23 protein-coding genes are annotated in these 22,301 nt (G+C 37.2%); 14 read left to right on the top strand and 9 right to left on the bottom strand.

The features are described 5' to 3' along the window. The 6 genes from H5182_RS17210 to H5182_RS17185 all read right to left on the bottom strand — a co-directional run bounded on the left by H5182_RS17210 (position 1) and on the right by H5182_RS17185 (position 6,162). A complete protein-coding gene (locus H5182_RS17210) occupies positions 1-747 on the bottom strand; it encodes a PRTRC system protein B (RefSeq protein WP_182758853.1) in 747 nt (248 codons plus the stop codon). Positions 748-824: 77 nt separating this feature from the next. Continuing rightward, positions 825-2,171 (bottom strand): hypothetical protein, encoded by a 1,347-nt coding sequence (locus tag H5182_RS17205; protein WP_182758854.1) that lies wholly within the window; start codon positions 2,169-2,171, stop codon positions 825-827. A 127-nt stretch (positions 2,172-2,298) separates the two neighbouring features. Then, positions 2,299-2,508 carry a hypothetical protein gene (locus tag H5182_RS17200; RefSeq protein ID WP_182758855.1) on the bottom strand — a complete coding sequence of 70 codons (210 nt, stop codon included), beginning with the start codon at positions 2,506-2,508 and terminating at the stop codon, positions 2,299-2,301. A 28-nt stretch (positions 2,509-2,536) separates the two neighbouring features. Beyond that, positions 2,537-3,064, bottom strand: a complete 528-nt coding sequence (locus H5182_RS17195) for a hypothetical protein (RefSeq protein ID WP_182758856.1) — start codon at positions 3,062-3,064, stop codon at positions 2,537-2,539. A 116-nt stretch (positions 3,065-3,180) separates the two neighbouring features. Next, positions 3,181-4,923 carry a PRTRC system ParB family protein gene (locus H5182_RS17190; protein ID WP_182758857.1) on the bottom strand — a complete coding sequence of 581 codons (1,743 nt, stop codon included), beginning with the start codon at positions 4,921-4,923 and terminating at the stop codon, positions 3,181-3,183. Between the two features lie 66 nt (positions 4,924-4,989). Next, entirely contained in the window at positions 4,990-6,162 is a 1,173-nt protein-coding gene (locus H5182_RS17185; protein WP_182758858.1) for a DNA polymerase III subunit beta, read from the bottom strand. Between the two features lie 378 nt (positions 6,163-6,540). Here H5182_RS17185 and H5182_RS17180 point away from each other — a divergent pair, with 378 nt between their 5' ends. The 7 genes from H5182_RS17180 to H5182_RS17150 are packed head-to-tail and all read left to right on the top strand — an operon-like array spanning position 6,541 to position 12,875. Further along, positions 6,541-7,317, top strand: coding sequence for a thioredoxin fold domain-containing protein (locus H5182_RS17180; protein ID WP_182758859.1), 777 nt, complete (start codon positions 6,541-6,543; stop codon positions 7,315-7,317). Next, complete coding sequence (locus tag H5182_RS17175) at positions 7,318-8,085, top strand: hypothetical protein (protein WP_182758860.1); 768 nt, start codon at positions 7,318-7,320, stop codon at positions 8,083-8,085. Next, positions 8,082-8,240: a hypothetical protein gene (locus tag H5182_RS17170; protein WP_182758861.1), complete on the top strand. Its 159-nt coding sequence runs from the start codon at positions 8,082-8,084 to the stop codon at positions 8,238-8,240. The genes H5182_RS17175 and H5182_RS17170 overlap by 4 nt, the downstream gene beginning before the upstream one ends. Further along, positions 8,230-8,973 carry a TraV family lipoprotein gene (locus H5182_RS17165; protein WP_182758862.1) on the top strand — a complete coding sequence of 248 codons (744 nt, stop codon included), beginning with the start codon at positions 8,230-8,232 and terminating at the stop codon, positions 8,971-8,973. Before H5182_RS17170 ends, H5182_RS17165 begins: the two co-directional genes overlap by 11 nt. Before the next feature lie 19 nt (positions 8,974-8,992). Next, positions 8,993-11,563, top strand: coding sequence for a TraC family protein (locus tag H5182_RS17160; protein ID WP_182758863.1), 2,571 nt, complete (start codon positions 8,993-8,995; stop codon positions 11,561-11,563). A gap of 14 nt (positions 11,564-11,577) precedes the next feature. Continuing rightward, positions 11,578-12,297: an HDOD domain-containing protein gene (locus H5182_RS17155; protein ID WP_182758864.1), complete on the top strand. Its 720-nt coding sequence runs from the start codon at positions 11,578-11,580 to the stop codon at positions 12,295-12,297. Between the two features lie 8 nt (positions 12,298-12,305). Continuing rightward, positions 12,306-12,875 carry a hypothetical protein gene (locus H5182_RS17150; RefSeq protein WP_182758865.1) on the top strand — a complete coding sequence of 190 codons (570 nt, stop codon included), beginning with the start codon at positions 12,306-12,308 and terminating at the stop codon, positions 12,873-12,875. Here the strand turns inward: H5182_RS17150 and H5182_RS17145 are convergent. From H5182_RS17145 to H5182_RS17135, 3 genes are all read right to left on the bottom strand, one after another. After that, positions 12,817-13,836, bottom strand: coding sequence for a hypothetical protein (locus H5182_RS17145; RefSeq protein WP_182758866.1), 1,020 nt, complete (start codon positions 13,834-13,836; stop codon positions 12,817-12,819). The genes H5182_RS17150 and H5182_RS17145 overlap by 59 nt on opposite strands. A 19-nt stretch (positions 13,837-13,855) precedes the next feature. Next, complete coding sequence (locus H5182_RS17140; protein ID WP_182758867.1) at positions 13,856-14,884, bottom strand: hypothetical protein; 1,029 nt, start codon at positions 14,882-14,884, stop codon at positions 13,856-13,858. A gap of 61 nt (positions 14,885-14,945) precedes the next feature. Beyond that, on the bottom strand, positions 14,946-15,794 hold the full coding sequence (locus tag H5182_RS17135; protein ID WP_182758868.1) for a recombinase RecT: 849 nt from the start codon (positions 15,792-15,794) through the stop codon (positions 14,946-14,948). Between the two features lie 1,144 nt (positions 15,795-16,938). On the opposite strand from H5182_RS17135, the gene H5182_RS17130 reads away from it, so the two are divergent. The 7 genes from H5182_RS17130 to H5182_RS17100 all read left to right on the top strand — a co-directional run bounded on the left by H5182_RS17130 (position 16,939) and on the right by H5182_RS17100 (position 21,860). Next, positions 16,939-18,042: a replication protein A gene (locus tag H5182_RS17130; RefSeq protein ID WP_182758869.1), complete on the top strand. Its 1,104-nt coding sequence runs from the start codon at positions 16,939-16,941 to the stop codon at positions 18,040-18,042. Between the two features lie 89 nt (positions 18,043-18,131). Continuing rightward, complete coding sequence (locus tag H5182_RS17125) at positions 18,132-19,253, top strand: PD-(D/E)XK nuclease-like domain-containing protein (RefSeq protein WP_182758870.1); 1,122 nt, start codon at positions 18,132-18,134, stop codon at positions 19,251-19,253. A 91-nt stretch (positions 19,254-19,344) separates the two neighbouring features. Continuing rightward, positions 19,345-20,061, top strand: a complete 717-nt coding sequence (locus H5182_RS17120; RefSeq protein WP_182758871.1) for an LPP20 family lipoprotein — start codon at positions 19,345-19,347, stop codon at positions 20,059-20,061. 5 nt (positions 20,062-20,066) lie between these two features. Continuing rightward, complete coding sequence (locus tag H5182_RS17115; protein WP_182758872.1) at positions 20,067-20,546, top strand: metal-dependent hydrolase; 480 nt, start codon at positions 20,067-20,069, stop codon at positions 20,544-20,546. After that, positions 20,543-21,079, top strand: a complete 537-nt coding sequence (locus tag H5182_RS17110) for a YbjN domain-containing protein (protein ID WP_182758873.1) — start codon at positions 20,543-20,545, stop codon at positions 21,077-21,079. Before H5182_RS17115 ends, H5182_RS17110 begins: the two co-directional genes overlap by 4 nt. A 121-nt stretch (positions 21,080-21,200) precedes the next feature. Next, complete coding sequence (locus tag H5182_RS17105; RefSeq protein ID WP_182758874.1) at positions 21,201-21,665, top strand: hypothetical protein; 465 nt, start codon at positions 21,201-21,203, stop codon at positions 21,663-21,665. Positions 21,666-21,701: 36 nt separating this feature from the next. Continuing rightward, positions 21,702-21,860, top strand: a complete 159-nt coding sequence (locus tag H5182_RS17100) for a hypothetical protein (RefSeq protein WP_182758875.1) — start codon at positions 21,702-21,704, stop codon at positions 21,858-21,860. The last annotated feature ends 441 nt before the right edge of the window (positions 21,861-22,301 follow it).

Below are 22,301 nucleotides of genomic sequence, written 5' to 3'. Positions count from 1 at the left end.
TTATACTCCTTGAGTTAATGTTTTAAAAGACACGGTAGACAATACAAGTTCACTCGCTTTAGGTTCGCGATTTTCTTTTTCAAACTTCTTCCATAAAGCAACATGCCCCGCTGTTGTCACATCCTTTTTACTCTTAAAGGTTTTAGGGTTATTTATGTGGCTAAAATTGGTATCAAATAACGCTGATTCACACGCATTACGTATTTGCTTGCTATCTGATTGAACGTCATCAGGCAATGTCGCAGAGCCTAAGCAGAGTGAGCCATTGAGACTTACATTCATCAATGGTGCGTTATAGAGTTTCGTTTCGAAGGTTGGGCGAGATTTTGATTTACAGCTAAACACTCTTAACGTTCGGGCATTACGATTTAGGGAAAAAACAAAAGGTGGCGTGTGAACTTTCAGTGAAAATTTATTTTCACTAGCTACAAACCAAAGCGCTCTTTTTTGAGCGGGTACATACCAGATTAATTGATTGTCACTTGAATACAAAATGTCTGTATCTATCCAGTTACATTCGCTTTCTATAGGCTCGTCTTTCAAGCTGGCGAGTGCTTTTACTGCTTGAGCAATGTCGATGAATTTACCATCTTTGATTTTGTTATTCGCATCAATGTCATGGTAAGTAATATAGGTAGATGACTCATACTGATTTACAACTATGGCACAATGGCCTTTCATGCCACCAATTTCTTCGATATTGGTGATTTGCTTTATATAATCATCAGAACTATTTTGTGCAAACATTCTATTCGCTCCTATATTTAATATAGGTTCATAATAAAATATTTGAAAATTCAGGCTACCGAACGGGAATACACAAACTAAAAATTAAATTGCTTTGCGCGCTCACTAAGGAAAGATAAAAAGTTCATACAATACGAATTAATCAACGTGTTTTTTACGGTAGTTATATTGCTGTCTGTCAGTGATATTTTATAGCTTAATGTTAGCTCGTCTACTTCATAAGCATGATTGTAAACATCGTCAATCACACTGTAGGCAGCTTCATTATCGCTAGTCATGTAATCAGTTAAAACGAAGGTTCTAAGTCCAATATGATCTTCATTAGCTATTTCTAAGTAACCATTGTCAGTTGCTTTACTGGCAACATCATAAATTGCTTTCAGTATTTTAGCAGAACTTGCCTTTTTGTTGTTAAGCTTTGAAAACATATCAGGGTCTTGAAACCTTGATGCTAAATAGCTAAAACTGGCGATTCTAGTCAGCATTTGATGGAAAAAAGTCACCAGAGACTCCAATTCACAGTCTATGTTTATACGGCTGTTAGCAAGTTCATCTACATAACCTTCATCACACGCCATCAATCGCTCTGCATCCAAGTCATTAAAGTTCATTAAAAGCAACTCAGATATTTCAATATCATATTCTTTTTGAATACGTGCCAGCAAAGGTAACGCTAACTTAACCCACGCAGTTTGGTCTTGTAATTCGTCTAAATCTAACTTGCTCGATAGCAGCTTATTAACTTGTGCGATTATTTTGGTGTCCGTGATTGGATCACAACTTTCCATGTGGTTGTAATAAGATGCATTATGACCTTGATCGAATAAGTTACCCTTGCATAATAATGACACTAAGGCACTGGCGGCTTTAGAGTTAGAGCGAAAACTATCAATGTTAACAATCAAACACCCTTCAATATTAGGTGTCTCAAATACAAGTTCAGAATTGTTGTAAGTAAAGTCAAAATCAGGGCTAAATTGAGCGTCAAATTCCTCAATTAGCTCACTTGGCACACCACCAGCAATCAAGTCTTTTTTAGCAGTGTGTACATGCGGCATAAGCTGCTCAATAAGCTTAACGGGTACGTTAGCAAGCAAGTTACGAACAAGATTAATTGATTCTTTTGCTTCATCAATCGTTGTCGGACGTAGATTGGGAAGTTGATTTGGGTGAATCAGATTAAAATCAATAGCATTAATAATAACACCAGAATATTTTTCAATAAAGTCAGAGGCTTGGCTTAAATAGTAACTGTCATTTAATGAATTAAAGTAATTAGAGTTTTCATAAACAAGCGTTTCACCAGTAAGGCTAACTAATGGGTTAGTTACATTAATGGCGGTGCAAACATTCTTAATACGTTTATTGGCGCGTGTATCTTTTTTAATTTTTGTTTCAAAACCACAACCTTTGATGAATCGCATGTTTTGTATTCCTTCTTAAATTTAATGCTTGCACTTGGCTTACTAGCTTTTGGTTTTACTGAGTTATCACTGTGTTCAGTTTTGTTAAGCTCAATCAAATAATCTAAATTTGATTGAGCTTGCGGTGTTACCCGTTCGTTTTGCATGGCGGTAACTCCACTTCGTAAAGAATTGAGCCATCTGATTGCGGTATCCCATCTACTTCGAGAATATGTGTGAAGCGAAACATAGGGAAATTAATCATTAATTGGTCAACATTTTCTTGTAGAGAACCATTTGGTAAAGGTGCATCAATCTCACGCGCACCCACTTTGAAAATTCTTTTTAGTTTATTCATTTTTTTGTTCCTTACTTACTAATTAAAATTAAATGCTGACAATATCATCGAAATCATTAAATAAATCGTGTTCAACTGCTGGTGGCTCTTGAACTACAACAGGTGCTTGTGCTGGTTCATTTTCAACTACTGTAGTAGCTGGTGTGGTTGCAGTATTAGGCTTATTATTTTCTTTAGGCGCTACGGCAGTGGCTTTGTTGGCTTCAACGGCTTTAGTTGCGCTATTTAAGGCATCTATAAAGCTTGAGTTATTCATATTTGAGTTTGCTTGCTCTAATGGAGTGCCAGCACTATGCAAAAAGTCATTTAATTGCGTTTCTATGCTTTCAGGTGTGCCTGTCATAACCCAAGGGGTTGATAGGGCTGCACGAAGGTTAAAATGGCTCTCAGCGTTAGCCTTACCATCTTCTAATATGTCAGATTTACCAGACTTGCTTAATGCTGCTAACTTAGGAGTGAAAACGATAGCAAGCTCAGTGTCGTTTTTTGAAGTAACGTTAATTGCTACTCCCGCTAATGTCGCGCTATCAATGATTTTTTTAAGAGTGTTCAACATGGTTATCTCGTTTAGTTAGTATCTATGTTTTAAGTGTCTACATAGTAAAACAAACGAAAAAAACCGCTACTGATCAGGAAATAGCGGTTTGGGTTGGGAAGTTATGTAAAAAGGGATTAGCGTTTAAGTAGTGTCAATAACGCTGGTGGCGCGTACTTCTGCCAGTTAAATTTAGTGCCTAAAATTGATTTAATGAAATCGTTTTTTTTGGCCGAGTGCATTGTTTTAAAGCTGTCCTCTGCCTGTTCATTGGCGGCCTGTGCAAAGCCACTACCAGAGCATAGTTGTTTAAGCCCCTCAATCGTGTAGCTTGAAATATTCTCTTTACTCGGTTGCCATTCTTGCACTGCTTTATCAGCAAGCCCATCAATGCTTTGAAATGCTAATTCATAAAATTGGAATGCATTTGCATTATCAGCGCCATCACTTGTTAATATAAAATTAGTAATAGATTTTGAAAGTTCATCCAAAATTTCTTTTTTAGTTTTGGTTGAAGCAAGTTCAGCAGCGATTTTACCAACATTATTAAACCCTCTTTGTTTAGAGTGTGCGCTGGTTACACATGCAACAGCAAGGCTTAATCTAAATAGTTCGTTATCTTTTAACTCATTACGTGCAAAGTCCACCAGCTCCTTTTTATGAGACTCAATGACCACGTTTGAAGGTTGGCAAGCAACAGGCTCAACAGTTCCCAGTGTTTCGACAGGCGCACTAGTTGTTTCTGCATCCGCTTCATTAATAATACCTTTATTGTCGCTCTCGGATTTCGGAATACTTTTTTGAATTTTTTTCGTTTTTGCTTTTTTAGCTTTAGCGAGTGCCGCAACACACTTATCATTGCAGTCAACATCAATACACTGACTTTCAATAACAGTGCCTTCATGTGCTGGGCGGTCATCAAGTATACTGATGCGCTTAGAGCAAAGGGCGCAACCGCTAGTGAATTGTTCTTCACCCACGGTAGTTGTATCAACTTTTCGTCTATCGGCTGGATTAGACTCACTAAAAAATAAAACTTTACCGTATTTTTCTTCTAATTTATTTTTTTGGTCACTTAAATATGCCTGTGTCTTGTTTCGGTAGCATGTGCCAAACGAACAGGTAGAGCTTTGTTCATCACCTAAATCGAACAAACCCACTTGGCGCTCGCTGTTATGCTTACATGAGTTACAATCTGTTTTATCAAACTTGGCCGTACCTAATGGCAACTGAACTTTAGTTGCTCGTTGCTTTAACTCAGCGACAGTCAATTTCTCATCAATAACACGTTTTAATGTGCCGATTTGAATTTTCTCTGGCAGGATAGATAAAATCAAAGCATGACCTGCTTTAATCTTGCCTTGGTCTAGCGCGTCCAATACTTGATCACAACAATGAACAAGCTCAAGTCGTTCGTTTAGCTTTTTAACACTCCACATAAGGCGCTTGGCTGCACTTTCTCTATCGCCATTAAAAAAGCTTAACCAGCGTTTTGACGCTTGAATTTGGCTAACAAAGTCTAAGTCCTGACGAACTGTATTTTCGCAAAGGTGCTGCTCCATAGCTTCACGGTCTGTAAGCTCTTTATGCTCAACATCAATTGATTCTAAGCCGTTACTGATAGCCGCTGAAACGCGTCTGTGGCCAACAACGATTTCAAGCTCACCTTCACTGTTTGTGCGTACTACAGGTTTTTGAATGATGCCAATATTACGAATTGACTCACACAGCTCGTTAAAGGCCTGTTTATCGTTTTTTCTTCGTGTGTTACCCCCTTTAAACTCTTTTAGTTCAGCAGGGTTAACAGTGATGCTACGTGAAGCAATAGACGCATTTGGCGTAGTAGCTTCGGTTTCATTTTTATCAGTTACAGTATTCATTAATAATCTTCCCAAGACTTAATAAGTTATAAGTATGCTAACCAATTTCGATTTTCTGGCTATTGATCAGGTTCGCAGTGGTAGCACTATCATGCGGCTGGTTTCATCTTCACCTTGGATAACAAGATATTTATCTTTCGGGTGTTGTCCAATTCGCGCAACTTTGCTTGTTACGTTAGCCACGGCTTGCATTAAGAAGTTTAAATTTACAGATAGCGCATTTTCAGGTTTAAAAGTCACCTTTGATTTAAGGTAGTCCTCACCAAGCGTTTTCCCGCCTTGCACTGTGCGTAAATGTGTTTCTTGTGTTTCATCGTCAATCAATAACTCTATAGCGGGTAGACGCTTATCAATGGCCGCAGATAAACGCCCCAATGCATCAGCCATATCTTTTTGTTCTAAATCCATCAACCAATCTGGTTCATTTAAAAATAATTCGGATAAGTCAGGGAATTTATTATCAAGTAACTGAGAGCGAATAAGTGTACTTTTGAAGGTGATTTCACATGAATTGGTATCGCAACGTAGGCGTACTAACTCACTTGCATCACTTACTTTTAGCCCTTGAATCATATCAATTAACTTAGTGGGGATAACGATATTGAAATCATTCTTAGAATTTGTAACATCAAGCTTATTATCGTAAACACGGTATCCATCGGTAGCTGTTAAAGAAATCGCTTTTGCTGAACAGTCTAGCTTTATATTTACACCATTTAGGGCAGGTCTTGTGCTGTTGTTGACCGCCACTGAGCCACGCGCTTGCACAAGTACGTCTTGAAGTCGCTTTAGGGGGATAGTCAATACTGAATGTTCAGCGTATAACTTTGGTGGTGCTGGGTACGCGCTAGGGTCTGCGGTATCAATTTTCATTTTTGAACGTTTAGCAGTAATTAACCCTCCATTTTCGCTAAAATCATCCCATGAGATTTTTACAGGCTCGTTTGCATCAAAAGACGTATAAGCACTAACAATAGATAAAAGCTTTTCACCTGAAAGTAAAACCTCTTTATCTTCACCCAACATATCTATATCGCTTTCAAAATTTTCTATTCTACGCGCCATAGACTGCCCACCATTTGAAGCACTCGCGTAAGCGGCAAGCTTGCCACCTTTGTTCGTAATAAGAATGCGAGCGAACTCAAGTACACCGTTACTCTTTTTGTTAGAGCAAGCAAGGCGAGCGATAGGGTTTAAGATTGATATAAAGTCTGCACAGGGTAATTTAATAAAAGACATAAGGGCTACTCTCCGTAAAAGTTAAATAAATAATACGTTTATTTGAAATCCTGACTACTGAACGGGAATTAGGTTGAAGCCCACGTAAATAAAGGGGTTAGCTAGTGTGGATAAAAGTAATAGCGTGAAAGAGTCAATAAGTCCAAGCGTATTAGATGATCGGGTTTTTAAATTCACAGATTAATTTTAAAAGGTTTAACAACCGAAAAGACATGGGGTTACAGGGTGTAATTGGGTGATCGGTTTTTTAAATTCACAGATTAATTTTAAAAATGAATATTTAAATAATTAGAGAGGCACTTTATACCCTCTGTAATTTTAGCCAAGCAACTTATAGGGTGTAAAAATAGACCTAATCAAATTAGATAGGCCTTAATTATGAAGTTAAATATGAAGAATATGGTAACGCTTGCATTAAGCGTTACATTTTCGTTAGCAGCGAATGCTGAAGGCGTAAAAGTTGAAAAAAGCCAAGCAGAAATCGTACTGCAAGCCGCGATAGACAACTTTACAAAGCTTGTACCAATTCCAATTGTCGCAATTGAAGAATCACCACTTCCAAATATGGTGCAAGTTGTTACCGAAAAAGGCGTGTTTTATGCCACCAAAGATGGAAAATATATTGTTGCTGGCAATGTTCATGAAGCTAAAGAAGGCCTTCCTAATTTAACTAAAGCGCGTTTAGCAAAAGAAAATGGAAAGAAAATTGCTGAATTAAAAGATAGCTTTATTACATACAAGGCTGAAAACGAAACTAGTGAAATAGTCGTTTTCTACGATACCTCATGCGCGTACTGCACAAAATTTCATAATGAAGTAGAAGACTTCAACCAAGCGGGTGTAACTGTCCACTATGCAGCATGGCCAAGACAAGGCGTATACAACCAACAAAATAAAACGCAGTACACTGGTGCTTATTACAAATTAGAGAATGTGTGGTGTGCCGAAAACCCTAAAGCGGCCTTAGATGCCGCAGCACATAGAGCGAACGTGCCAAGAAGTACGTGCGAAAATACAATCCCTGAGCAATTTGCACTGGGATTAAGTTTAGGTGTAAGTGGAACGCCTGCCATTTTCTCAATTGATGGGCAGCTAGTGCAACGAGGATATGCGCCAGTTGATGTTCTAATTAAAAATCTGAAAGGCGTTAACTAAATGAAATTACTAACCCTCCCCATTATTGCGGCACTTCTAAGCAGTTCTGTTTTTGCAGAAGAAAAAGTAAATAAGGATGAAGTTAAATTACCTTTACCGTCACGCACTGAATTTGCAGAACAAACAAAACGTGACCTTGGAAAGTACGGTGCTGTAAACGCTATTCAAGAGCTGCCGGTCTCACGCTTGTATTTTGTCGAAGCTGAAAGTGGAAGTTATATAATAAGTTCTGACGGTCGTTTTGCTATTGAGGGAGCGATAAAAGACGTATGGCATAGAAAAACACTCAAAACTGTGGACGATGTGCGCGATACATTGCGCATGCCTTTATCTGAAATGAAATTCGACTTTCAAAAAGACCTAGCTTCACTTGTTCTTGGCAATCCTGATATACCGCGCCAAGGGGTTATTTTCGGTGATCCAACAGCTAAACATACCCAAGAATTTGTAGCAAAGATTAACGCTAACAAAGAAAAATACCATTTCGTATTTGTCATGATGCCGCTGATTGGTGGAGAGGATGCAGTAAAGCGCAGCATGAGCATTCTGTGTGCACCAGATAGAGAGCTTGCAATAGAAGATTTAGCTAACAACACAAGCAAATCATTCTTGGACACAAATGAAGGCTGCCCTGACCAGAATTTAATGTTTACTGTTTATATGCAGGAAATTTTTAAAATCACCAATTTACCGCATGTTGTACGAGAAGATGGCCTTGTGTCGAAAGGCGCACCTGTTGAATTAGATAAATGGTTGGGATCATTATGATTAAAACATTAACAATAATAATTTTGGTAAGTGCATTAGGTGGCTGTATGTCACCAATTGGCAGTGAACCTGATCCGCGCCATTGCCCACGCTACCTGACTCAAACAGACAACATGTGTAATCATTCAGATTTAGGGATTTACAATGAAATTTAAGCTTTTAACTACTTTAACGTTGGTCATTAGTGCTTTAAGCCTTCAGGGGTGTGTGAACTCACTAGGTAAAGAAGAATTTACCTGTCCAAATTTAAAAAAAGGCGGAGTATGTGGAGGCCCTCGTGATGTTTATAAATTAACGAACAACCGCGTTAGTCTTGAGAACCTAACCCAAGAAGAGCTTAACGCATACCGCAATGGCCAAAATACAAATCAAGTTTCATTGTACGAGAGTGATGGTGAAACAAAGCAAGTTATTACCAATCAAAACAAAACAACAAAACTAGAAAATAAATCAAGTAAGCGTGGTACAGACAATAGTGTTACCTATGCAGCGCGTGGAGATGGCCAACAAACCCCCGATAATTACCAAACACCGGAAGTCTTACCGCAAACCCGATTTTCATACCAACAAAATCAATATGAACAGTGGCCAAGCAATAATGAACCACTCGCACCTGAACCATTAGCGACGCTTGAGCCCGCTCAAGTTATGCGTGTATTAATTGCCTCATATACTGATTCGGATGGCTTATTACATATGCCAGGATATACATTTGTTGAAGTTACACCAAGACGATGGAGTTATGGTGAGGCAGCGAACGACAGACCATCTCGCGTAGTACCGTTAGAAGTAAAACGCCGCAGTGAAGAACAATTCAACCGTGCTCGTAATCGTTCAAACGGGGTCGATGCTATGGAAGTTGTAAACCCAATCAATCGTAAAAAGTAAATAAAGGGGTATTTAAAAAATGTCTGCATTTCGCCGCCGTAACGAAAAATTATTAAAGCACGAAGCTTTTGCTGATTTATTCCCGTACTTAGAATACTGGGAGGATGAAAAATTATTTTTACTAGAGGGGCCTTATCTTGGCTTTGCATTTAGATCAATGCCCACAAACGGCGGCAATCGTGAAATTTTAAATAGCTTAACCGGTATTTACAAAACAAAATTCCCCAAAGGAACACTTATACAGGCATCTTTAATTTCAAGCCCTGATATTGAAAATCAGCTATATGGTTTTCGTGCTGCACGAACTGGACGCTACTTAGGTAAAGACCAAGAGCAAGTTTCATCCATAGCAAAAGCTGTTCATGATTTCTACCGCAAGGGTACAAACGAAGGAATAAATGAATCTGATTTTATTTTTAGAACTTTTGAGTTCATTTTTACTATAAAAATTCCAATTAAACAGCTTGTACCAACTAGTAATGAACTGACGCTAGCCAAAGATGTTAAAAAGCGCGCTTTACGCTCACTGTCAATATTAGGCGCAGTAGAGCTTGATGATGTAGGTTTTCGTCGCCGCTTACGCGTTATGTTCAACATGTTCAATAAAGACAAGTGGCGTACACGCCCGCACTTTAAAGAAAAGTCACAATCTTCGGGCTTAATGCGTGATCAGATTTTAGATCCTGGCAAGCGAGTTGAGATAGAAGGTAGTGGCATAAAAATACTAGATGAAAAAGATAAAGAATGTGAATACATTAAATCGTTGTCTGTAACTGAAATGCCAGAAAATATGGTTTATGGTCAAATGATGGACTTGCTTGGTGATTGGCTAGAAGGTAAGGGAGCACCTTTGACAGAGCACTTCATGATCACACTTAATATGTATTATGAAGACGCAGTAAAAGCTATTAAAGATATTAAATCTAAACGTAGTTTTATAAACTCACAGGCAAAAGGCAAGTTAGTGCAATGGGTTGACCGATTACGCTTCCAAAATAAAGACTTTAACGATATAAATCGTGAAATAGAGCAAGAAAAATCAACTATTGTTAAGTATGCACTGCAAGTAAATGTGTTTGCTAAAAATGAAGAGCGAGCTGACGTATTTGCAGAAGAACTTATTGCATTTTACGAGCGTAAAGGTTGTACGCTGGTTGATAATAATTTTTTCACAGTACCGATGTTCATAAGCTCACTACCATTGGGGCTTAGCGAAGAAGTTGTTAATCTCTCAGGCCGTTATAATGTGTGTACTTCAAAAGCACTTCCTTTTTTAACCCCTCATATGGGGAGCTGGGCGGGAAACACCTCGGAACCTAGACTATTATTAACATCACGGTTAGGTCAGCTGGTAAATATCGACTTTTTTAAATCACAGACTAACTATAACTTTTATATTGCAGCTACTTCTGGAGCAGGTAAGTCTTTCTTTACGGGATACCTCATTGCAAATATGCTTTCATCTGGCGTTAAGTTACAAGATGATCCCGATAACCCTGCACAAAACAAAGATTTCGATGATGGAACTCAAGTATTCGTAATTGACGTGGGGCGTTCTTATGAAGGCCTAGCAAAGCAGCTGCATGAAGCACAATTCTTAGTGTTCAATAAAGACTTAGCCTATACACTAAATCCGTTCTCATATATTCATGAGTTTGATGGTGAAGAAGGTCAAGGTATACAATGTCTAGCACAACTAAAAACAATGGCAGCACCTTCAGGTAAAATATCAGACTTTCAAAGCTCGCAGATGCTGACCCTGTTAACTGCGCTATGGAATGACAAAGGAAATAAGGCCTGTATTGATGATTACTATGAACTGTGTGTAAAAAGTGAACATGAAGCAGTGAGAGAAATTGGCCACCAGCTTAAACCATTTTGTAAAGGGTATTACTATGGCGCATATTTTGATCCCGAAAAGCCGCCAGTCGATTTCTCTTCTCGCTTAGTGGTAGTTGAGCTCGAAGAGCTAAAAGGCGACCCTCACTTACAAACAATTGCGTTAATGTCTGTAATTATGTCAATACAGCAAACAATGTACCTTGGTGGGCAAGCACGTCGTCGGATGTTCCTGCTTGACGAGGCGTGGGAATATTTGAAGGGCGATGAAGCAACAAAAGCAAGGCTTGGTTTTTTTAGTCAATTCTTAGAAACAGCTTGGCGACGCTTCAGAAAATATAATGCTGCTGGTGGGCTTATCACTCAATCTGTCATGGATGGTTATAGCTCAGATGTAGGTCGAGCGATACTTGATAACTCAAATTGGCTACTTTTACTTAAACAAAGAGAAGAGGCCGTTGAAAAACTACAGAATGAGAAAGCATACTCTGGTAGTGAATTAGATTTTAAACTGATAAAATCAACACATACGGTACAACCTGATCCGTCTAGGACAGATGTTGCTTATTCTGAGATTTTTATAAAGTATGAAGGACAATCACAAGTCTGTCGATTATATACTGATAGACGTATACAGCTTACCTTAACCACTAATGCCGACGAAAAGCAGCGCAGGCAAGAGTTAATTGATAACGGTTACTCTTTCATGGATGCAATTGACCAAATGGTATTAGAAGACAACCGTCAGTAAATAGTGAAAATTGAATGTTAAATTTGAGTAATGAATCCCTTGTTGTTTTGGAGGTCCGGCGTCTTTTTGGCGCTGGACGCAGCTTGGTTAAAGCTAATAACAAGGTGATAACTGAGTTAAAGAATGCATGCTTTAACCAGGATTACAATACTGCAAAGATAGTACAATTGGCTCATACGGATGGCGCAGTGCTATCAAAGATAATTGAAATAGCTAATAAGTCGGTAAGATACAAAAGAAAAACGCCTATAACTGACCCAGCCCAGTGCGTAGCTCGTATTGGTCAAAAATGTATGCAAGGTATCGCACTCCATTTGGAAATTGAATCGCTTAGCGTCAAGCTAAATGATTTTTGGAAGAAAGTTTTCATAAAAATTGAGTCCAATACAAGAAAAGCACTTTTAGAAGCAATGAATTTAAATAAGGCAAACGAAAGTAGTAACTTGTTTGAAATAACAAATAAAACCTTACTGCTTAGTTTATCTTGTTACGCCAAGGCTATTGCATGTTCTAACATCGACATTCAGATGACCAAAGAGTTACTTCAATTTGTACTAACACCAGAGCCTGTGATGGCTGAATTAATTCAAACGTCGGTGGGGGTTCGTGTTGAAATACTCTGTTTTTCTGAAGAAGACATTTCAAAGAGTTCATACATTGCTGCTGCAGCATGGGCAAAGGTATCTGGGGTAGCAAACCCTAAAGAAGTCTGTAACCTTGAATTTAGTCCATAGGGAGTTATATGAGTGTAGATATATTTGAACATGTTGAAGCTATAAAAGCTGGGGTTTCATACTTTGAAAACCAGGACAGTATAATTGATGCAGTTTCAAGCTTGGAAATGATGGTTTTCTTAGAAAATGCATTTAAAGGGCGCAAAGTTAAAATATGTGCTAATTACTCTAAGGCCAGTGGGTATCACTTTACTATAGACAGACCAAAGGCGGGTTATATAGTTTTAAACTCTGTTTCGGGGCAATGGCATCATGATAATTACATAGAACAATTTCTTATGCGTATAAGACTCTGTGAGTTGTCATCACTTCCATACCAATGGGTAAACGAACAAAACGAACGCAACCACGATATAAAACTTTTAATCGTTCATGATGGAGATAAGAACTATTTAGAGGCGCGTCGGTATTTTGATTTATATGGCGGGGTTCGGTGTGATAATCTTTGTAAAACCATTGAGGATTTTACTGTTTCTGCGCAACTTTTATCACAAATAGTGCAACGTGATATGGGCTTGGTTAGAAAAAGATCAGAGGCTCCCTTTCATCATTTTCAGTCCGAACACACGCAACACTAGCATATTCAAAAAAATTGTAATTAGACCTACTGTAAAACACACTAGGTCTTTTACATATAGCACCAGTAGTTACATTCAAACATTCGATAAACTCCCCATCTAAGTGCAAAGAGGCACGCTCAGGCATTAAATCATCAATAATAAGAGTATCAATTTGACTTTCAACGTCATTCATCAATGACAATGGAACTGAATTTTCTTTTTTAAGGAATAAAACTGAACTGTGCACAACTGAGTATGCGCTGCATCCTAAATTAGTACGACTTGAGATTTTTAAGTCACCAGTTTTAAATAAACTGGAATTAACCCTACTTACAAAGCTATTCATTAGTTTAAAACGTTCGCTATAAGGAACATCTATTAGCTTTTTACCATTCACTATCGCAGCATCAACGGCTGTAAAACCAAATCTTGCTGAATAGAAGCCTTCCACAATAGTGTAACCCAAGCCAAGTCGCTTAAAACCAGCCTTGATCATGTTCGTATATGTCGTTGGTAAAGGGAGTGCAGCCCCTTCAATACCAATTTTGTTAGCTGGATAGAATCTAACATTGTAAAATTCATCAAATACAACGACTGACTGAATGCCTGAATAGACTTCTAAGCATGGATGATTAGCTAGGCCATTGATTTGCTTGTCATCTAACTTTGAGTAGGACAGAGGCATGATAGGCTTCGATTTTAGCTGCTCTAGCTCAAATGTTTGGACTGAATTGTCATTACGTTTGGCAACTTCAAAATCAATTTGCTCTAAACATGTAATTTCTTCTTCAAGGCGTTCATAAGCCAAATGTTCACGTTTAAAGCCACCTGCGGTAAATTCTTCATACTCAAAGTTCAAACCCTTACCACACAGATCCAAACGTATGAAAAACTCAGAGTCGTTCTCATACACCATTATGCGTACTGATTTGCGCTCATTTTCATTACATTTTAATATGACACGAGTTTTAATATTCATTTATTTCACTTTTAATTATTTAACAAAGAAAGTCGCTAACAATAAGTTCTTCAGACGATTCCATATGTTCATGCTCTGCCGGTGATATAGTTTGTACTGGCTCAATCTCACTGCGTTTGTTATTAACCAATATTTCATGATTGAAATTTCCGAAATCAAATGGATCTAAAGTAACCTCATTATTATCGAGAGAGCTAGTAGCACTTTGACCACGTGATGCAGCAATTTTAAATGCACCATAACGCGGTAAGTTTTTCTGTTGAATTAATTCAGCAGGGGAGAAAAGGTTAGTTTTTCTACCAATAACTCGACCAAAGTCATTCTTAATTAAAGAATCAGCTCTTTCTTGTTTGCGGAAAAATACGTTATGCATTTCTACCGCTACTTTGTACTTAGCAGTCACAGATTTACCAAGAATTTTTTCAGGGCATTGTAATGCGTCATCTTCTAGTGCGCGTCTGTATGTTGATGCTTTGTATATATCAAGCCATTCATCATCATTAAATACATTGAAGCCGCCGTACTTAATATCTATGTAGAGTCTTTTAATTGCTTCCAGCTCTTTAAGAGAGAGTCCACACGAACCTTTACTTTTATCTATATTGAAATTGATACATGCAGCGATAACTTCACTGTTTGGCTTTTTAGGTAACTCACGATAATTAATATGGTTATCGTTGCCACAAAGCTGGTACATATCAGTCGTGTATAAAATAAAGTCCTCATGAACCTTTGTCTTCGTACTAGAGTTAATTAGGTGACGAAAATAAGCTGATTTCAGCTCAACAACAGCAGTGAGTTGTTTGGTATTGCGATCAATTGCAGGCACTACACTCACAAAATCAAGTAATTCGCTTAAATCCAATTCTAACTTTAACAATGTTTCGTTAAGGGCAAGTAAAATGTCCGACTCATTGACCTCGTGCAAAGAAATAGGTGTGTTTTCATGAATAATTACACGGTTATATTGACCTTGAACAAAATGGGTGATTTTTGCTGTTTTATTGCTTTTGTAGTGCTCAGCGATAGCTATAATAATTCTACGCACGATAGATATCCTTTAATTAATCATGTTGAGATGGCCACTATAGGCCATCTCAACAATCTGGCTACTGATCTAATTGGTTGGCCAACAGTGCAGCAAAATCTTCATCGCTCACTGATTCTTCAGTAAAATGCGCAGTTTGATTAACTTTAGGTGTTTGTTGTTCAACCTTAACGACAACACCCGAATCATTAATGCTTCTGTTGTTCGGCAGTAAACCTAATAAGTTTGCGAGGCTATTAAACGTTCTGCGTAAAATGACGTTTCGTACACAACGACTGGTAAAGTTAACCCAAGCACTTATACCGGCTTCATCCATCATTTGAGTTTTATCTGAAATAATAGACTGAATTTCATTTGTGCCAATATAGGAGCAATAGAACGTACCATCCGTAAACGTTATCACTGAGAAGGCGGCAACTATTGCGTTTCCATCGGTTGTATATGAGTGGATAAAACGAGGTGGAGTGTTCTCACCATACCACTCAAACTGATCACCATCGTGCACGACACTGAAATTCGTTGATTTGATTTTTGAACATGCACCATAGAATTGATTCATGCCCTGGATTCCAATTTGGACTGTGGGAAATACTTGTTCACAGTGAGATTCCCAATGTATAAACAGATAAGCCTCTTTGTCGTATGGGTTTATCGATAGGCCCATGTTGGCTATTTCAATAATACACCGTGCTAACTCCTTTGTTTTAATGCTGTCAAAGCTAGGTTTGCGGTTGCTATACAATTTTTCTTTATTAACTTGAGATGTTATCCAAGCAAATAGTTCCCGTAATTGGCTATTAATTTCATTCACATCAAATGAACGCCCAATTTTGTTTGTTTGATACGTAGCTATAAGTTTTGTTCTAAACTCTTTATCTAAAAATAAATCGATGTAATTGTTATGTGACATAGTAGCCTCCAGTTTTTTCAGTAGTTAAACATATTTAATAATTCTGGCCACTAAATGGATTTAAGCATTCCTATTTTAATAAGGTTAACAATAAAGGTTAAGATGGTTAATATATAAGGTATAAGGATAAGGCTATAATATTTACACTTAAGGTTATGAAACTTAATACTATTTTATAAAATATCAGATCCACTTTCCAATAGGTTAAGATCAGAGTTCCCCTTTAAGTAGATCGAGTTTCCAATATTTAAATCTAAATACTTTAGTTTTACGCACAGCTTGTACACATTTCTACGGCATTTTAAATATGGGAGATCTGATCTCCCATATTTAAATAGACAAATTTCTCCGCTTAGAGAGATAAAACACGTCAAAAATCTGCTTTTTTATTCAGCTAGATCATGTTTCCAACACTATCAGATCGAATTTCCAACGATTTAGAGGTTTTTATCCACAAGCGTATTTGTGGCTGCCATAAATCCTGCTCCTTTTATGTTTGCATATAAAAATCAGCTAAATTTTGGTTAATATAAAGCTATTAATTAAGATTCAGAACAATATTCCCCTAGTTAAATTCATTGAGTGTAGTGCAAAAATAACAAGGTGTAATTATAAGCGCCTGATTTAATAGTGTTTTCATTTTGAGATCAAATTTCCAACATTTAACTTCTAAAACCTGACTTAGTAAACATATCTTCAGATCATATTTCCAACATTAAAAGTAATGATTTAATATAAATTAATTCGTTTAACAATATCTATAAGCTATTGTTTATTATCAATTTATTATGCCAGATCAATTTTCCCCTATTTAAATTTAGTTCTTACAGTTGCACTTAAAAATAGTGGTGAACCAGATGAGACGGTTACTATGAAGCCATTCAGAACAATATTTCCCTATTTAAAAAGCTTCAGTTTACGAACAAACAAAATATAAGTTTATGTTATTTATAGTATTAAATTCCCAGATCAATTTTCCCCTATTTAAATTACATGAATATGCTTTGAAGGGGAAAGCGCTTTTCGTGTGAGCTAGTCCTTTTATCACTCATGGGGTGCAAACAATAGGTTTTATATAGGCATTGATATTCGTTTAAGTTATAGTTTGTTAAAGCTAATGATAACTTAAATAGGTACTAGCATCGTGGTTTCTAAATTACTTTTAACAAATCTCCCTGATACATTAAAAAAGGATGTTTCTGGCATTACAGATGCTCATGAAATAGAGCAGTTAAATTTATTTGGAGATAATAGAAGTGTTGAAAGCAAGGTTGGAAACACAATCTCCAACAGCTTTAATGCATATGATTTAAGCTCACGATTTCTTAGAAACCGCAAACAAAAAGTAAAAGTAAGTGATAGTCCAAAAAAAATCATTCATGAACGAAGAATATCTGAGCGTCTTGACGGTGTTACATATGAAGGTATTTTGCGTATTTCACCTGCTATATTGAAGGGTAAAGATGATGATTATTTTGCGTGGCCTTCTGATAGAGAAGAAAAAGTTGAACGTTCGTTAATTCGCTTAGCAAGTCAAGGAAAAATAGCTAGAATATCAGGACGAATGGGTGAGCGATATGGCATTTATTTTACGCTGGCTGAGTTAAATAATGAACTAAAATCAGTAAACCAATCTTTAAATCTACAGGAATTAAAAGAGTCATTGCACATATTGAAAGGTGCAGAAATGTCATTGCAATACGACACTTCAACTGATGGTGGCATTACGCAAAGAAATGAGACAACAATGAATTACCTTAGTTCAATTCATTTCTCGACTGTGAAAGGACGGTCAAACATGCGCTGTGTTGCAGTATTGAATGAGCTAATGTCTACACAAATAGAATCAGTTGAGTATAAAAGCTACTACTTCAATCGTACCCAATCATTTAAACGTTCTTTGTCTATTTGGCTTTCTTTTCGATTATATAGGATGTTTAGATACGCAAGCCCATCACATACGCATCATTTCAAATTAGTTAAAACGATGGTTAAATATGGCTCTATAGATAATGAGGATGAAGCAACTAAAAAGCTAATAAGCCTACGCAGGGATATGACTACTACAATGAAGGATTTAATAGCTGCCAACATAATAAGATCTTATGACATTGAAAGTGTAAAAGATGAGTCTAATTCAATAGTTGATTATATATATACCCTATACCCAACAGATAAATTCTGTTTTGAAATTTTAGAGCTGAACAAGCACCACAAAATGATTACAAGCAAGTCTCAGAATATTTAAGTTGTTGAAATTATAAAACTTCCTGTTCGGTAGCCAGATTTTTAGATTTTGGCATTATGGTTGACATAAATAGTTAAAGGGCTAAATAAATGTCACCTGCAAAATGCTTTAATTATGATCTTGATGAGACTCAAGTATCTGTTACAAATAACGAAATTGACCTTGAGCCTAATTTTAGTAATTGGGTTGAAAAAGCCATACAGACTTTCGGTGCTAATGGAGAGCCTAACTATATTGATTCTCAAGGTGAGTTAATCGAAGGCATTTACATTGATATGCCTAACGATTTGTATCATAGCCTCCCTGCTTTAAGCTCATCTCAACTTAAAGAATTTAATGAATCACCGCCTCATTATTACCGTAGATATCTCTCAGGTATTGAGGTTAAGCGCACTCTTCAAACTAAACGCACATTAGATGCAGGTACACTTGGGCATGAACTAATTCTTGAACCAGAAGACTTTTATAATAAATACTTCAGAGAATTATTACCAATCGATGAGCCCGATGCATTGCATACTGAGGCGCAAATCAAAGCTGAGCTGGAAAGGCTTAACCTAAAAACAACAGGAAGTAAGGCTGTTAAAGCTGAGCGATTGGTTCAACACGATCCAAATGCTAGAGTTTTTGAACATTTACTACGACTTAATCGCGAAAAAGAGGGCGCACAAAGCACCGCAGTAATAGAAGGCGAAGAAAAAACATTGTATGGCGGTAAGCTTGGTGTTGATGGCCAAGTGTGGGATAGCGCTATACGAATTGTTAAATCTTTAAAAAATGAACCACAAGCTGATGCATACATTAATTATGGCTTACCAGAAGTTGCCATTATTTCACGCTGCCCACGTTCAGGTTTACTTTTGAAGGTAAAATTCGATTGGCTTAGGTTTGATGATGAAGCCGCTGATGTAAAAACTACTCGCTCTGCTAATCCAGATGATTTTTCAAGACAAATGCGCTCGTTGAAATACGACCTACAGCAAGCTTTTTATACTTATGTAGCAAGTTTGGTGGGTATTCATATTCGTCGCTTTTTGTTTGTTACTGTCGAATATGCGTCAGCAGATTATTGCCAACTATTCAAAATTAAAGATACTCGCCTTGCTAAAGCGTTTGAAGAAATGCATCAAGCCAAAGATGAATTCGTAGAATGTAAACGCACGGGGAAATGGTTAAGCCGCTACAGTGGCTCAGTTATAGAATTAGATTAAAAAATTTACAATGTAGTTTTTGGGTAGCTGTAATTTTATAAATTGTTGTTGCTCGATGTTAATATTCAACTTTAAAACAAGGTATACATCCATGAAATTGAAAATAACTTCGCTAGCGATAGGTCTAGCTATTTTATCTGGTTGTTCATCAAATGATGATATGGCAGATAGACTTGAAGCACTTGAAAATCAACGAGCTGCAAACGAAGCTGCGCAACTAGAAAAATCAACTGTACAGCAAGAAAAAGAACTTGAAGCTTTACCTGAGTGGGTACTCTCACCACCAGCGTCCGATTCAACCGGGTTTTATGGTGTTGGTATTGCACAATCAAAACAACTTAATCATTCTCGTCGTGCCGCACGATTACAGGCTGAATTTGAATTGGCTAAGCAAACAGGCCAAGAGTTCTCTGGTTCAGAACGTTCGTTTGAGCAAGGTGGTGCAAGCGGTGAAGTTAATACGCAAACTACATTTTTAATCGACCAAATAGTAGATTCGATACCGGTAGTGGGTTACCAAATAGTAGATCAAAAGCTCACGACTATTAACGGTCAATTCCACGCGTATACGTTACTGAAGTTGCCGTATGAAGAATTTAATAAAGCATTACAGCAATTGAAAGCGAAGAGTAATAATAACGCTGTTCTAAAGCAATTTGATGACTTGGAAAGACGCTTAGGTAAGCGTCGTGCTGAGAAGGAAAAAGCCACTCAAGCTGAGCACAACCGTGAATTAGAATTAATTGAAGCTCGTACAAAAGCTTTAAATCCAAGCACTGAAACTAAAAACAATTCTACTAAAGGTTAAAGGCAATGATGTTTAAAAGCCACCTTGCAATAGCGGCTGGTGGCTATCTCGTAGCTTTAGACTTTTTGAGTGATAAATTCGAACAAATCAACTCACAATTAATACTTGGTGGAGCATTAACTTTAATTGGCGCTTCGTTGAACGATCTTGATCATCCAGGTTCGTTCATCGGTAAGCGGCTTAAATTTATCTCTATTCCAATAAGCTTTATTTTCGGCCATCGAGGACTGACACACAGCATAATCCCCTTGGTCGTTATTCTGCTTTTATATGGGCAATCTGCTCCGTACTGGCTGCTATGGCTTTGCTTCGGCTATGCAATGCATTTGGTTGGTGATTATCTTACTGATAGCGGGATTCCTCTGTACTACCCGATAACGAATAAGCGGTTTAAATTTTTATTAGTAACTAAAACCAACACTATTGGTGAGCCAATATTAGTCACTGTTTTTTTAGTTGCATGTTTTCTATGGGTGTTTTTATGAATAAAAAATCTTTTGATAAAGATAGTAATCCATTTGGTTCAGATCTGAATGAAGACCTGTGCCAAATAATGTCTTCTGGGCACTACCAGCCCGGCGAAATAATTGAGAACGTTACGATGTTTGATGTTACACAATTAATCGAAGAGGTTGTTCTTGAGGATGCAATTTATGAAAAAAACAGAATTTTGTATAAATTAGACTATTTCGATTTAATCGTCAGACCTCTTGAAGCGGTTACCAGTTGGAGTGGTGAAGAAACCGTTAGTAGCCTTTATTTTGAAAGCAGAGTAAAGAATTTTTCATTCTTTGATTATCAGTTACTTTCTGAGTTCAATCTACGGTACAAGCTTTTAAAAGTATTTATTAACAATGAAAATCAGCTTTGCTTTTGTTTCCCTTTGATTTTAGAAGGCGTCACTACAGAGCATTTGCTTGGTGCAATACACTCTTACATGACTGATTTGCAGAGTGCTCGTAAAATGATTAAAGAGCTTGTATGCATAAAAGATATTAACACTTCACCAAAACATTAAATGTTTAATAACACATTAGGCGAAGCATGAGGCCACGCCTAATTTGACCATTCTAGTTTAGTGGCCTGATTTTTCATATTGTATAAATTAGTGCTCTGTTCTTTTCTTAAAGGTAATTATTATGAAAAATTCTAACAATACGAAATATTCTGATGTTCAGGTTGAGTTTTTAAGTTTGAATGTGAATCAATATTCTTTGGCAGAGCTTACTAAGCTTTACAATTCAACATTTAAAACTTTCAAATCAGATACAGCTATAAAAAACACGCTGTATCGCAACAATATAAAGCGACCAAAAGCAAAGGGTATAAGTGAAGATGTGCTTAAGGCCTTTTTTATGGCAAATACAAATTGCACTGCTGATGAGTTAACGCGACGATACAATAAGAACTTCGCAAGCAACCTATGCACAGCATCAATTAGAATTAAACGCAGAAAGTATGTTGAAAAAGTAGTAGAAGAAGAGGAGAGAACACTAGCGTTTACAAAGTATGATGAAAATTTGAACCCACATATAAAAGAATTAATATCGTCAAACTGGGGGTTATTGCTCAGCAAGCAGCCCGCAAGAAAGAGCGCAGCTTAAATGCCTGTGACAAATTAAGATAAAAAGGAGTTTGAAATGTTTACAGATCAACAAAAACTATCATGTGCCGTTGGTGAGTTAGTTCATAGCTTAGGGAATTTGATTGTAGATAAAGATATGTGCTTAGGAGGCTTAACTGTGTCAGATGGGGAGATATTGCAAGCACTAGGCAAACGCTACGAACGAAAGAACTAAGTGATGATAACCTAGCGCTTCAAAGTGCAGGAATAAAACCAAGTTTACATTCACGAGCTGAAATTGTTGAGATGGCAGAGGCTATATTGCTAAAAGATTCTTAAAGCACAGGCAGTTAAATCATACTCATTGCTACAGCATTAAAAACAACTGTTTAATCGCTTATAGTTAATAAAGTAAGTTGGTGATAGATACATGATTATGTTTGAAATAGAGAAAGCTGGCCCCTGTTGCCGGCTTTTTTATTGTCAATTCAATGAAGAACCATTAAACCTGTTAAAAAAGGTGAGTCTGAGTGAATTAGTCTGAGTGAATTAGTGTGATTACCAAGGGATTATGTCGGTCTAATTACCGAGCGACTTTGTCGTAAATAGCATATCAGCCAGTTGCTAAACTGGCTACCTTTTATGCCGATTCAGCCAGAGCATTAGATTTTTCGAC

Source organism: Pseudoalteromonas sp. SG44-17 (genome assembly GCF_014164235.1).
Classification (GTDB): Bacteria; Pseudomonadota; Gammaproteobacteria; order Enterobacterales; family Alteromonadaceae; genus Pseudoalteromonas; species Pseudoalteromonas rhizosphaerae.
The sequence above is the reverse complement of the archived record's forward strand: the minus strand, read 5'-3'. Positions and strand labels throughout refer to the sequence as shown.